The following is an 11,729-nucleotide window of genomic DNA, read 5'->3' as shown; positions in this document are numbered from 1 at the left end:
TATTGCACCGCAGCACCCGCAAAGTCAGCCTGACTGCGGAGGGACAGTTGTTCTATGAACGCTGCCGCAAGATCCTCGACGATCTTCAAGATGCCCGGGCGATGCTTTCCCATGCAACACAGGAACCCCGTGGAAAGTTACGCGTCAGCTTGCCCACCATCGGCTATCGCTTTCTCTTGCCCCATATGGCGCGGTTCCGCAAAACCTATCCAGAGATTGAGCTGGAACTGGACTTCAACGACCAGGTGGTGGATGTGATCGATGAAGGCTTTGACGTGGTGATTCGCAGCGGTGGGCAGGCCGACTCCAAGCTGATGGCACGCAAGCTGGGGCCTTTTAAGTTTGTCCTGTGCGCATCGCCTGACTATTTGCAGCGTAAGGGACGGCCCGTCACTATCAGTGACCTGGAGCATCACGAGTGCTTGCGTTACCGATTTGTCACGACGGGTAAAATAATGGACTGGAGTATGTCTTCGGCCCCCCAGTTCACGCAGTTACGCCTGCCAACCGCCCTGACATTGAACAACATGGAAGCCATGCTGATGGCCGTGGTGGATGGGCACGGTATCGCATTTGTCCCGGACTTCCTGGCGCGCGAAGCTATCGCCCAGGGGCGCCTGGAAACGGTGCTCGACGGTCACAGCGAAGATCAAGGGCAGTTCTGGGCATTGTGGCCGTCCAGTCGCCATCTTTCACCGAAGATCCGCGTATTCGTGGACTTTGCCGCCGAGCATCTATTTGCCATTCCTTCCGTAGACAGCCCAGATGCAACGCGCTCATGAAGCACTGTCGCGACCGCGCCGTCCTTATAGGTTGCGGCGGCTGTGCCGGTAATCGCTGACCGTCCGCTGTGGCCAGTTCACTGCCAATCATAGTTACGAAGCGTGCTGGTCAGATCGAATGCAAACGGGTGGTCAGGTGGAGCGCAGTATTCCAATTGGTATTCCAACGAAAAATTAAAATCATTATTAATGTTATAAATCAATAACTTACTTAGCCAATTCAAATTACCCCGGCCCAAGCCAAAGCCCGCCAAGTGCGGGTTTTGTTGCATCTAGGGTTTGGCATCCAAACACTCATCGACACCCTGCCCAGCGTCGCCACCATCGAACGCCACGACGAATCCAGAACCTTCAAGAAACAATTCTGGCTAGCACCCCGCTCCGTCCTAGGAAATTTCCCTCAAAACGTATCGACTTCCATGAACTAGCGGACGCTGCTTATCGAGGATAGCCTCCAGGTGTCGCTGCAAATCAGCGATCGGCTTTGACAGGCTGAAAACCGGAAACTTCCACTCTTCCTGATAAAACGGCATGCTTGCGCGCATGCAGCTTTTTCATGGCGGCTGTGCGTGGGGCATCTTCGGATGCACCGGTTTCCTGCGTTTCCGGTCTGTCAACCCGCGTATAGCTGCCACCCAATACTGTTTGACAGCAGGGTGTTGGCAGCTCCTCCAAACAACGCAGGAGCTCCACCATGAAGAAGATCACCCCCAACCCTCCAGAAACCGATACCCCTTCAGAACCCGAAACCCTCGACCTGACCCAACTCTCCAAAGCCACCCAACGCGCCGTCAGCGCCCGCTTGCGCAACCCGAAACAGCCCGATCCCGTGAGCCATGTTTTCACCATCCTCCCCGACGTCGACACACCCACCCTGCTCGCTCACGCCAGCGAAACCCTGGCCTCCATGAACGTCATGACCACCGACCTGGCCGACCAGCTCGAAGGCTCGCATCGCAACGTGGCATTGGCGATTCAGCAATTGGCCGTGCTGGCCGAGATGTTGATCAATCGAGCGCTGGATAACCTCGATTTGCCCACGCCTTCGGTCACGCCCGTCTGCCACTGAGTGATTTTGCTCGTTGATCGAATGGAGGTTTGTCATGGATCGATACATGCCGATTACCGGCATCGACTGCACCATCGCGTCGCTGCTGATCGACACCGAAGCACCGCTGGATGTGCTGCATGAAACGGCGGCTTACCGCATCCGCACCGCGACTCAATTGCTGGAGAGCTTCGCCGTAAGCGAAGGCGTTCACAGTGAGCTGGCGCGGGTGTTGGTGACTTCGTTGCGCGATGGTTGCGATTTGCTGGATGTGGTGGGGCGGCGGTTGCAGATGCAGGTTTCGGCGTCTTAACGAATCCGGCATAGGAAATCGTTGCCGCGTACCCAACGCAGAAAGGCACCTGACGAGCCTGTCGCAGGTGCCTTTTTTTTGGATTTGGAATGTTGCGAACGCCCCCGCGCGCTCAGGTATTCTTCAGGGGCCCCGCCAGTTTTCAGCGCACCCGCCGCGATTCAGTGCGCTATCCATGCATGACGGGTATCGTGTTTCTCAACCATGCCTTTGCTACGGAACAGATGATGAACAAAAGCGTTTTATACGCCTTGGGTGCTGCAGCCCTCTTTGGTGCCAGCACACCCCTTGCCAAGCTCCTGGGGCTGAACGTCTCCCCAGTCTTGCTCGCCGGTTTGCTTTATCTGGGAAGCGGCTTGGGTCTCACAATCACCAGACTGATCCGTGATCGCGGCTGGCAGCCTGTCGGTTTAACCATATCCGAATGGCCATGGCTCATTGGCGCTATCGCGTTCGGCGGAGTGCTGGGGCCGGTGTCTTTAATGTTCGGCCTTACCCTTACATCGGGTACCACTGCTTCACTGCTGCTAAACCTTGAAGCGGTGTTGACCGCCCTGCTGGCCTGGGTGGTTTTCAAAGAGAACGCCGACCGGCGGATCGTCGCTGGAATGATCGCAATCGTGGCGGGTGGCGTGCTCTTGGGGTGGCCTCAAACTTCCGCACAGACCCACGGTTGGGTTGGCCCGGTCGCCGTGGCGATTGCCTGTTTTTGTTGGGCCATCGATAACAACCTGACCCGGAAGGTTTCCGCATCGGACGCATTGTTCATCGCTGGCATCAAAGGACTGGTCGCCGGGGTCGTCAACTGCGCTTTAGGGATTGCTCTTGGAATGCATCTCCCTGAGTTGTCTCTGCTAGGGCCAGCGCTACTCGTAGGCTTTTTAGGCTACGGCGTTAGCCTGGTGCTATTCGTGTTGGCTTTACGGGGGCTTGGAACAGCACGCACAGGTGCGTACTTCTCTACTGCACCGTTCTTGGGGGCCGCCATTTCAATCCTGTTGTTAGGCGAAGCCGTGACGTGGGTGTTTTGGATTGCAGCAGGCCTGATGGGGCTTGGCGTCTGGATACACCTTACCGAGAGCCATTCTCACGAACACCAACACGATCCGCAAACCCATGACCATCCGCATATTCACGATGAGCACCATCAGCATGAACATGCCTTTGAGTGGGACGGCACCCAACCTCATAGCCATTTACATGACCACGCGCCCATCCAACACAGTCATCCGCACTTTCCCGATATCCATCACAGGCACTCACACTGAGCGACTGAGACGGACGGCAGTGTGCCGCGGATAATTGAATTGAAAAAAACATCGTCGCCGCAGTTAACGTAATTGCCGTGGTGTTGTGTTCAGCATTTTTTTCATCAGTCGCCGCAGGGATGTGGCATCTCTGTATCCAACGTGTTCGGCAATGGTGTCGATGGAGTATTTACTGTTAGCCAGCAGCTCCCGGGCTTTATTGACCTGGACTCTCTGGATCAGCCGCAACGGGCTATAACCGATGGCCTTGTGGATGTGTCGAGACAAGGTCCGCTCTGACAGGCCAAAGTCGGATGCGAGTGTGCTGACGCTGATAGTCGCCGGTAGCGAGGCTTCAATATGAGCCGTCAATTGTGCGATCAATTCGTTCCCCTGAGCCATCATTGCCGGAACCATAAAGGGCGATTGCAATTGCCGACCATCTATCAGTAACGCCCGTGCAACGGCATCAGCCAAAGCTGGGGAGAAACGGCTTCGCAGAAGATGCAACATCAGATCGCTATGACCTAGCGCTGCGCCCGCGGTAATCAACGGCGGGTCGAGGATTACCATGCGGTCGGCATCGACCTGGCACTCGGGCGCCCACTGCTGGAGTAAGGGTGCCAACCACCAAGAAGTGGTTACACAGCGCCCAGCGAGCAGGTTCGCAGCCTGCAGCACGAATACTGCAGAACATGATGCGGCTACGTTACCCCCGGCCTGCACGTGCGCGCGTAATGCCGGAACCAACAGAGCAATATCCGCCTGTTGTAATCGGTGCTCGATCATAAGGGTGTCAGCCACGCCCATGCCGGGGATGATCCAGCAAGAGCGATCATCAGGTCTGATAGCCAAGGGCTGAACCGCAATTTGCATCCCGTGGCCGAGCGTCACGCAATCCGTGTTCACCCCGCAGACTTGCCAGCGAGGTACAGCGGTGCCCTGTCGCCGGGCAAGTACGGCCGCCGTCGAAAGGATATCCAGAGTCAGTGCGACACTGGAGGCAAAGGCGTCATGAGTTACCAGAATCGTGAAATCATTCATTGGCTGATTATGCACGAAAGATGTCGAATCGGTCGCTGGTTGCAGTGTTCCAGGGCTGGCTTAATAACGCTTCCATTTCATCGAGCGTTAACCTGTATGCCAAATATCCTGATCAAGGTGCCTCAAGGTTCTTTTACTTCCGAACAACGGGCACTGCTTTGCGAAGAGATTACGAAAGTGGCCATTGAGGTCGAGCAAATCGGCGACGATCCACGTCAACGGGGCATGTGCTGGACTCTCATTGACGAAGTGACGCCTGGCTCCTGGACATGCGGCGCAGTGGATATCAGCGCTCAAGCCATCCCCTGCATCGTGCAGGTCAAGGTTCCCGGCGGTGTGCTGAATGAGGCCATGCGAGGCGACTATGTACAGCGTTTGCATCAAGCGGTAAGCCGGTCGCGAGCAGCGGACGACCAGCGGATCATCATGACGTCGATCATCCTTGATGAAGTCAAAGACGATTTCTGGGCAGCCAACGGAGCGATTTGGCATTTGGCCGATTTCATTCAGGCGGCTGGGTACCGACACCTGCAAGGGCAGGCGGAGCAGTAAGGAAAGGTCGACGTGCCTTCGAAATAAACCGGTGAGGAATATGATTAACATTCGTGAAGCGACTAAAGCCGACCTGGATGTTCTACGTGAAATCGGCTGTGAGACCTACCAAGAGCATTTTTCGGACATCTGGTCTCTCTCCGGCATGCAGGGCTTCCTCAATCAAGACTTTTCCCCTGACTCGCTCGGCAAATCACTCGAATCCCCCGCTAGCCATTTGTGGCTTATAGCCTCAGACGAAAGCGGTAGGGTCGTAGGCTTTTCCAAAGTTAACTGGTCAACGCCTGCGCCTTTAACGGGCGAATTGGGCGCGGAGCTTCAAAAAATTTACTTTCTCAAATCCGAAGCAGGACGAGGGTATGGGAAACGGCTTCTGCACTTCATTTGCAACCGAGCGATAGAGCGCGGAGAACGCTTGCTGTGGCTTGACCTACTCAAGACCAACTCAAATGCGCGGCGATTCTATGAGGGTTTCGGTTTCCAAGAAATCGGTGAAATCCCTTTCAAAACTGACCTGGTTGAAATTGGAATGGTAGCAATGGCATGTGAACTTTCCCGATAGGCACATTCGATGGCCTCCCTGTCGGTTGGTTGTCATAAACAACGACGCGGAAAAAGCCAGATGACTTTACCGGACGCTTACCCATGAATGACCATTACCCTGATCAGGGAGTAGTGATCGCCGTACCTCTGAGCCGACAGCGATTTCGCAGAGACAGGTTCACCGCTCGTCGGGGATAAAATCCGGATGCTGATCGATGCTTCAGGTTTTTTATTCAGGCATGATCACCCCTCTCCAAATGCCCGCAAGCGTGCAGCCTTTGCACTCGCGGGCCCCAGACAAGGACGTGATTACAATGGAAAGGGAAATCATCTTAATGCGTCATGGCCAGCCGGATCTGGCTGTGATTGACAAGATTTCATCACTCGATATGAAACACTGGATCGAACAATACGACCTGTCCGAAATCATCAACCAGCTCGCCCCTGAGGCGAGTGTGGAGGTGGCCGCTACCGCCAAAGTGATCGTGTCGAGTACTGCGCCTCGGGCGTTGACATCCGTTCGGGCGCTGGGCCTTCAGCCCAGCCTTGTAGATGAGATCTTCTGCGAGGCGCAGTTGCCCTATGGGCGATGGACACGGCCGCGCCTTTCACCGTTTACGTGGGCATTTATTCTTCGAATCCTATGGTTGTGCGGTTTCTCTGGGACGGTCGAGTCTGCCCGCAAGGCTAAAACGCGGGCCCATACGGCCGCTCAACACCTTCAATCCCTTGCCAACGAAGGGCCAGTGCTCCTGCTGGGTCATGGATTCATGAATCGAATGATCGCCAAGCGGTTGGAAGCTGCCGGATGGACTCGCCATAAAAGCAATGGTAGCCGGTACTGGAGCGCGACGACCTATCGGATGAATCAGGGTTAAGGCACGGCGATAGCCCTGCCTCGAAGGGTGATGGTCGCTCCGGGTCATGCGGGCTGAACGTAGCTCAAAAGGATTTCTCTGACAGATTAGAGCCACGTCATCCTGGGAAATTTCCCGCAACCCGTAGCGACTTCCATGAACTGGCGGACAAGGTTTCCGGACGATAGTCTTCACGCTTCGCTGCAAACCCTGCGGACGGTTTTGACAAGCCGAAACAGCGTAAGGATCCCTAACCCCATGGAACGCCCTTATGAAAAAAATCACCCTGCATTTAGTTGAAAATCCGGCCACTTCAGAGCCTGAAACCCTCGACCCAACCCAACGTCCCGAAACCACCGAGCGCGCCGTCAGCGCCCGTCGGCGCAACCTGACGAGGAACATCTATTCCGTCCGCCCCGACGTCGACACCCCTACCTTGCTCGCTCATGCCAGCGAAACCCTGGCATCCCTCAGCGTCATGACGGCGGACTTTGCCAACCAACTCGAAGGCTCGCAGCGTGATGTGGCGTTGGCGCTTCAGCGATTGGCGATGGTGGCCGAATTGTTGGTCAACCGAGCGCGGGAAAACCTTGATCCGATCGGGTCGGCGATCGCGGCCAAGCCGCCCATCTGCCACTGAGTGAATGATGCGACAGGAAGTCTTTGCCGCACCCTCAACATAAAAGGCACCTGACGAATATCGCAGGTGCCTGTTGCGGATTTGAACGGGTAGAGATGTTCTACGATACGGTGCCGGGCTCGAGCGACCTGCCATCCATATGAATTTTTCTTCACCCCACCGCCTCTCTCGAACCTGTACATTTCCCTCGCTCATTCAAGAAACTAAGGTTTGCCCGCCTCCCGCGGGCTTTTTTTTGCCTGTCGTTTGTTGGCGGTCATTTCAAGTGACCGGCGGCACAGGGGCACGGTGCTTCAGCGGTACAAAACACGAGTCCTGCCCTCCATTGCGCTCGGAGCACCATCACCCGATAACAAAGCGAGGCTGTTCATCTTTCGTTAAGCTTTCACCTCATATGCTTGAGTTTCCCGGTCCCTGCTCGGTAGCCAGAAGCTCATGTCACGCCCCGCCTCTTCACTGTTTCTGCTCGCCGCTCTGCTGTTTTTCTTCGCTCTGGGCAATCACCAATTACAAGGCTCCACCGAGGCTCGGGTAGCCGGAATTGCCATGGAAATGCACCTGGATAACGACTGGGTGACGCCACATTTGTTCGGCGAAGCATTTCTTGAAAAACCACCCTTGAGCTTGTGGCTCGACGCCGGGGCGATTCGTGCATTCGGCGGTACGCCGTGGGCGGTGCGGCTGACGTCGGCGTTTGCCGGGCTGTTCAGCGTGATGTTGCTGTACACGATGCTGCGGCGACTCGGCCGACCCAAGGCCATTGCCTGGACGACGGGGATTTTGCTGGCGACCATGGCCAGTTACTGGAGCAACGCGCGCGGTGTCGGTGAAGACGCGTTGCTGGCCCTCGGTGTGAGCATGGCGTTGCTCGCGTTTTTTCAGGGGACGCGGCACTCGACCGTCGGCAGCGCCCTGCTGTTTGCATCAGGGATCGCCATCGCTACCTTGAGCAAAGGCGTACTGGGGTTAGCAATGCCGGGAGTGGTGATCTTCGCGTATTTACTGGCCGAAACCTTGATGGACAAGCGCCTGAAGCCCTCGGACTGGCTGCGCCCGGGCGTGTTGACTCTGTTGGGATTGGTGCCGCTGATGATCTGGCTCGCGGTGCTGTATCAGCGTGATGGCGCGCATGCCGTGGGGGAAGTGTTGCTGACCAATAGCGTCGGACGCTTCAGTGGTTCCTTCGTCGAGGCCGGGCATTACGAACCGTTCTACTACTACCTGGTCAAGCTGCCGGAGGCCTTCCAGCCCTGGAACATTCTGGTGTACCTGGGGCTGTGGCATTTTCGCAAAAGCCTTATGGCCAATCGTTACCTGTTGTTCTTCACGGTGTGGCTGCTGGCGCAGTTCGTCATGCTGACCCTGGCGTCAAGCAAACGCACGGTGTACCTGATGTCGATGACGCCTGCGGCGGCGGTGATTGCCGCGGAATATGCGAGTGTGCTGTTCGAGCGATTTCAAGCCTACACCGGTGCGTCGACCTTGCCAGAGCTTATTGTCCGGCATCGTCGCGGAGTAGCGATTGGCGTACTGGCCGTGGTAATTGGCAGCTACCTCGCTGCGGCTCAATGGGCATTGCCTCACGCTGATCGCAAACTGTCCTTCCTGCCGCTGACCGAGCAGATTCAGGCATTCCAGGCCAGCGGGCAACAGGTCGCGTTGTTTCAGGCCAACGAGCGGGTGGGCGGCGCCAGCGTGTTCTACACCCGGCGCGTACTCAAAGGCCTGGACACCGAGGCGCAACTGCATGAGTTTCTGAGCGCCTCACCTGCCAACGTGGCGCTCATGTCTGGCACAGATGAACCCGCCGCGCCCTTGAAGGTGCTCAAGATAACGAAGGTGGGACGTCAGGCTTACTACTTTGTAAACCTGTAAACGGCTCAGCAACGGGCAGTTCAGCCGTTTGCAGCACCGGTTGCTCCAGCCGCGCCCGCCCATAGAACGCCAACGCCGTCAGCAAACACGCCAGCCACACAAAGATCCCGGACCAGAAGGTATGGGACATGTAGTGCCAGCCTTGCAGCACCCGCGTCGTGCCGTAGACGAAACCGAGCAGCAGCGAGCCGTACATCACCGCTTTGGAGTACCGCCAGCGGTAGCGGCGAGCCACGAAGTACAACGCGAGCATCGTAAAGCCGCCCGACGCGTGACCGCCCGGCCAGCAGCGACCCTCGCCGGCGACTTTCAGCAGATCGAAATTCTGGTACCACTCCTTGTGTTCGATTTTCCCGGCGTACTGAGTCGTTTCGACCGGGCAATACACACTGGTGTGACCCTTGAGGTAGTGGATAACGCCAGTGCAGATGGAAAACGCGAACACCACGTAGATGAAGTCCCGACGGTGTTTACTGGCAAACCGAAGTACCGGCGCGACTTTGATTTTTTCCAGGAACGCGATGATCTTCGAATGCTTTTCAGCCTTCAGCCGCGGCCAGAGAAACGACAGCAAAGCGCCGATGATCGCGGCCTCGCCCGTCCAGTTCGGAATGATCCGTGCCCATTTATGGGTGATCTTCTCGAACAAACGGACATGTTCCAACGGAAACACCTGGGTGACCGGATCATAAAAAAGGTCGCTGAAGGCGATGTCGATTTTGGTCATGTCGAACAGCAGGAACACCACAACCGCGCACGCCAGTGGAATACCAAAGTTCACCCAATAAAAGCGGTAAGGGGAAGAAGTCAGCATCGTACGTTCTGATCCAGAGGGATGATAGTGAGGCTCATTCGGTCGTCACCGAATGCCAGTCAGAGGCCTCGATGAAACCGAGCATGCGTGGTGCCTGAAGCGTTTCGGCGTTGATAAACAGTGAAGCCCCGTAACCGAGGGTGGAGGTCGGTAACTTGAGGTCTTTTTCAAGTTGCGCCATGCATTCGCTGTGTGTCACCAGAATCAGGTTGCGCCCGGCCACTTTGTGCGCCAGAGCATCGCGCAGCATACTGCCCCTGCAGCTGATCAACCAGTCTTCGCCGACGCTGACCTTGTTGAACATGTAACCGGCGGTCTGCACCGTACGCATCATCGGGCTGTTGTAGATGTCGGCCTTGCCCAGGCCCAGACGCTCGAATTGCGCACCGACACTCACCGCCACGCTGCGGGAGCGTTCGGTGATGCCATCATTACCGCTCAGGCAAGCAGCCGTGGAGTGATCGCAGCGCTCGACATGGCGGACCAGCACAATCATGTCGCCCTTGGCCCAACCAGACGCCAACGCTCGGGCACCCACCACGTTGCCGGCCAGGTCCGGCACGGCGGCCGGTCGCAACAGCCATACCGTCAGCGGGATCACCAACAGCGCCGAGGCAAGCACGACCATAGCGTTTCGATAACGGGCTACACGGCTCAGATCGATCGAGCGTTTTATCCCGAACAGACTCAGTCTCAATTCCACATCAAGCCGCCTCGCCGGCATGCACCCACTGTCATTCGATGCCGCAGGGTAAAGAGGCGCACGTCGGCAACCAGTGAAACCTATGTGAAAAAAAGCTTAAGACTTCCTCAAAGCCGCCAGGCGCAATCTATTCGGCAAAATCCTTTCAGCTCTCGGGATTGCTGCCGATATAGACCTGCTACACCCTCTTCGCTGGCTCTTAAAAACAACAATCTTCCAGCCAATCGACGATCAAGAAGCACAACGTTCCTGGAGGAATTGATGAATAGCTGGTTCGGTAATATCAGCGTGAACCTGAAACTGGGCCTGGGATTCGGCCTGGTCCTGGCACTGACCTGCGTTCTCGCCCTGACCGGCTGGACGAGCCTGGGCGGGTTGATTGACCGCAGCAACTGGATGAGCGACATCACTCAGCTCAACGCCGGCCTGACCAAACTGCGCGTGGTGCGCCTGCAATACATGCTGACCAATGGCGATGAGACCGCCGCACAGAATGTGCAATCCACCCTGGACAGTTTTGTTGCTCAGCAAACAGCCCTGCTGGGCAGCTTCAAAAACCCTGAAAACGTCAGAATGCTCAAAGAGCAGGCCGCGACCATCGCCGCTTATCAGACGTCGCTGAACAAAATGCGCAGCGCCTATCGCACCGGTAACAGCGCCCGCGATGCCATGGGCGCCAACGCCGACGCCGCCGGCACGCTAATCGATGCGATCGACACCCGCGTGCAGCAAATGCCCCTGAGCGATCAGCGCTTCGAACAATTCCTGGCCATCACCGCCGCCAAGGAAGCGTTCATGCTGGCCCGCTACGAAGTGCGTGGCTACACCGCCAACACCAACGCCGAGACCGAGCAAAAGGCCGTCGGCCAACTGGACACGGCCATCGCCAGCCTGAAGCAACTCAATGTGCATTTCGCCGACTCCCAGCCAGACGCCCTGCGCCAACTGGAAACCGCGCTGAGCAACTACCGCAGCGCCTTGCAAGCGTACAAAGCCGCCAACACCGATGCGGTGCAGGCGCGCAAGGAAATGACCGAACAAGGCGCCACCATCGTGACCCTGAGCGATCAGCTGTATCAATTCCAGCTCGACCGCCGTGATGTCGAAAGCGCCCAGGCCCGCACGCTGCAACTGATCAGCACCCTGCTGGCATTGCTGGTGGGCATCATTGCCGCCGTCATCATCACTCGTCAGATCACCGGCCCATTGCGCGATACCCTGGCCGTGGTCGAGCGCATCGCCGGTGGCGATTTGTCCCACGATGTCAAAGTGACCCGCCGCGATGAGCTCGGTGTGTTGCAGCAAGGCATC

At 56.9% G+C, this 11,729-nt stretch carries 13 protein-coding genes and 2 pseudogenes; 11 read left to right on the top strand and 4 right to left on the bottom strand.

The features are described from left to right. Together KGB14_RS19350 and KGB14_RS28575 are read left to right on the top strand one after the other, a co-directional pair. The coding region (locus KGB14_RS19350) for a LysR substrate-binding domain-containing protein (protein WP_223488325.1) at positions 1 to 782 on the top strand (782 nt) is incomplete at its 5' end. 281 nt (positions 783 to 1,063) lie between these two features. Further along, a pseudogene (locus KGB14_RS28575) lies at positions 1,064 to 1,159 on the top strand (hydrolase); the annotation flags it as partial. Between the two features lie 94 nt (positions 1,160 to 1,253). Here KGB14_RS28575 and KGB14_RS19345 read toward each other — a convergent pair. After that, positions 1,254 to 1,490: a hypothetical protein gene (locus KGB14_RS19345; RefSeq protein WP_148057904.1), complete on the bottom strand. Its 237-nt coding sequence runs from the start codon at positions 1,488 to 1,490 to the stop codon at positions 1,254 to 1,256. On the opposite strand from KGB14_RS19345, the gene KGB14_RS19340 reads away from it, so the two are divergent. The 3 genes from KGB14_RS19340 to KGB14_RS19330 all read left to right on the top strand — a co-directional run bounded on the left by KGB14_RS19340 (position 1,477) and on the right by KGB14_RS19330 (position 3,411). Then, the gene (locus KGB14_RS19340; protein ID WP_223488324.1) at positions 1,477 to 1,851 is read left to right on the top strand and encodes a DUF6124 family protein; all 375 of its coding nucleotides are present in this window, start codon (positions 1,477 to 1,479) and stop codon (positions 1,849 to 1,851) included. The two genes, KGB14_RS19345 and KGB14_RS19340, sit on opposite strands and share 14 nt — an antisense overlap. A 34-nt stretch (positions 1,852 to 1,885) precedes the next feature. Next, positions 1,886 to 2,143: a hypothetical protein gene (locus KGB14_RS19335; RefSeq protein ID WP_223488323.1), complete on the top strand. Its 258-nt coding sequence runs from the start codon at positions 1,886 to 1,888 to the stop codon at positions 2,141 to 2,143. 227 nt (positions 2,144 to 2,370) lie between these two features. After that, positions 2,371 to 3,411 carry an EamA family transporter gene (locus tag KGB14_RS19330; RefSeq protein WP_317851037.1) on the top strand — a complete coding sequence of 347 codons (1,041 nt, stop codon included), beginning with the start codon at positions 2,371 to 2,373 and terminating at the stop codon, positions 3,409 to 3,411. A 63-nt stretch (positions 3,412 to 3,474) separates the two neighbouring features. Here KGB14_RS19330 and KGB14_RS19325 read toward each other — a convergent pair whose 3' ends face one another. Continuing rightward, positions 3,475 to 4,434, bottom strand: a complete 960-nt coding sequence (locus KGB14_RS19325; protein WP_223488322.1) for a GlxA family transcriptional regulator — start codon at positions 4,432 to 4,434, stop codon at positions 3,475 to 3,477. A 96-nt stretch (positions 4,435 to 4,530) separates the two neighbouring features. Between KGB14_RS19325 and KGB14_RS19320 the strand changes: the two genes are divergently transcribed. From KGB14_RS19320 to KGB14_RS19300, 5 genes are all read left to right on the top strand, one after another. Then, positions 4,531 to 4,986 (top strand): tautomerase family protein, encoded by a 456-nt coding sequence (locus tag KGB14_RS19320; RefSeq protein WP_223488321.1) that lies wholly within the window; start codon positions 4,531 to 4,533, stop codon positions 4,984 to 4,986. A gap of 40 nt (positions 4,987 to 5,026) precedes the next feature. Continuing rightward, positions 5,027 to 5,548: a GNAT family N-acetyltransferase gene (locus tag KGB14_RS19315; RefSeq protein WP_223488320.1), complete on the top strand. Its 522-nt coding sequence runs from the start codon at positions 5,027 to 5,029 to the stop codon at positions 5,546 to 5,548. A 295-nt stretch (positions 5,549 to 5,843) separates the two neighbouring features. After that, positions 5,844 to 6,407: a histidine phosphatase family protein gene (locus KGB14_RS19310; RefSeq protein ID WP_223488328.1), complete on the top strand. Its 564-nt coding sequence runs from the start codon at positions 5,844 to 5,846 to the stop codon at positions 6,405 to 6,407. A gap of 250 nt (positions 6,408 to 6,657) precedes the next feature. Continuing rightward, entirely contained in the window at positions 6,658 to 7,026 is a 369-nt protein-coding gene (locus KGB14_RS19305) for a DUF6124 family protein (protein ID WP_223488319.1), read from the top strand. 435 nt (positions 7,027 to 7,461) lie between these two features. Beyond that, on the top strand, positions 7,462 to 8,901 hold the full coding sequence (locus tag KGB14_RS19300) for an ArnT family glycosyltransferase (protein WP_223488318.1): 1,440 nt from the start codon (positions 7,462 to 7,464) through the stop codon (positions 8,899 to 8,901). On the opposite strand, the gene KGB14_RS19295 is transcribed toward KGB14_RS19300, so the two are convergent. Together KGB14_RS19295 and KGB14_RS19290 are read right to left on the bottom strand one after the other, a co-directional pair. Further along, positions 8,852 to 9,715 (bottom strand): phosphatase PAP2 family protein, encoded by an 864-nt coding sequence (locus KGB14_RS19295; protein ID WP_223488317.1) that lies wholly within the window; start codon positions 9,713 to 9,715, stop codon positions 8,852 to 8,854. The genes KGB14_RS19300 and KGB14_RS19295 overlap by 50 nt on opposite strands. A gap of 34 nt (positions 9,716 to 9,749) precedes the next feature. Next, on the bottom strand, positions 9,750 to 10,418 hold the full coding sequence (locus tag KGB14_RS19290) for a histidine phosphatase family protein (protein ID WP_223488316.1): 669 nt from the start codon (positions 10,416 to 10,418) through the stop codon (positions 9,750 to 9,752). Between the two features lie 261 nt (positions 10,419 to 10,679). On the opposite strand from KGB14_RS19290, the pseudogene KGB14_RS28715 reads away from it, so the two are divergent. Then, positions 10,680 to 11,693, top strand: a pseudogene (locus tag KGB14_RS28715) (methyl-accepting chemotaxis protein); the annotation flags it as partial. Between the last annotated feature and the right edge of the window lie 36 nt (positions 11,694 to 11,729).

It is taken from the genome of Pseudomonas sp. A-RE-19, from assembly GCF_019956555.1.
Taxonomy (GTDB): domain Bacteria; phylum Pseudomonadota; class Gammaproteobacteria; order Pseudomonadales; family Pseudomonadaceae; genus Aquipseudomonas.
This window is presented reverse-complemented; position numbering and strand designations above follow the sequence as displayed.

Excerpts from the sequence above, each read along its gene's own strand:
- KGB14_RS19320 (WP_223488321.1), top strand. The coding sequence starts at position 4,531 with ATGCCAAATATCCTGATCAAGGTGCCTCAAGGTTCTTTTACTTCCGAA.
- KGB14_RS19330 (WP_317851037.1), top strand. The coding sequence starts at position 2,371 with ATGAACAAAAGCGTTTTATACGCCTTGGGTGCTGCAGCCCTCTTTGGT.
- KGB14_RS19335 (WP_223488323.1), top strand. The coding sequence starts at position 1,886 with ATGGATCGATACATGCCGATTACCGGCATCGACTGCACCATCGCGTCG.
- KGB14_RS19305 (WP_223488319.1), top strand. The coding sequence starts at position 6,658 with ATGAAAAAAATCACCCTGCATTTAGTTGAAAATCCGGCCACTTCAGAG.
- KGB14_RS19340 (WP_223488324.1), top strand. The coding sequence starts at position 1,477 with ATGAAGAAGATCACCCCCAACCCTCCAGAAACCGATACCCCTTCAGAA.
- KGB14_RS19310 (WP_223488328.1), top strand. The coding sequence starts at position 5,844 with ATGGAAAGGGAAATCATCTTAATGCGTCATGGCCAGCCGGATCTGGCT.
- KGB14_RS19315 (WP_223488320.1), top strand. The coding sequence starts at position 5,027 with ATGATTAACATTCGTGAAGCGACTAAAGCCGACCTGGATGTTCTACGT.
- KGB14_RS19295 (WP_223488317.1), bottom strand. The coding sequence starts at position 9,715 with ATGCTGACTTCTTCCCCTTACCGCTTTTATTGGGTGAACTTTGGTATT.
- KGB14_RS19300 (WP_223488318.1), top strand. The coding sequence starts at position 7,462 with ATGTCACGCCCCGCCTCTTCACTGTTTCTGCTCGCCGCTCTGCTGTTT.
- KGB14_RS19325 (WP_223488322.1), bottom strand. The coding sequence starts at position 4,434 with ATGAATGATTTCACGATTCTGGTAACTCATGACGCCTTTGCCTCCAGT.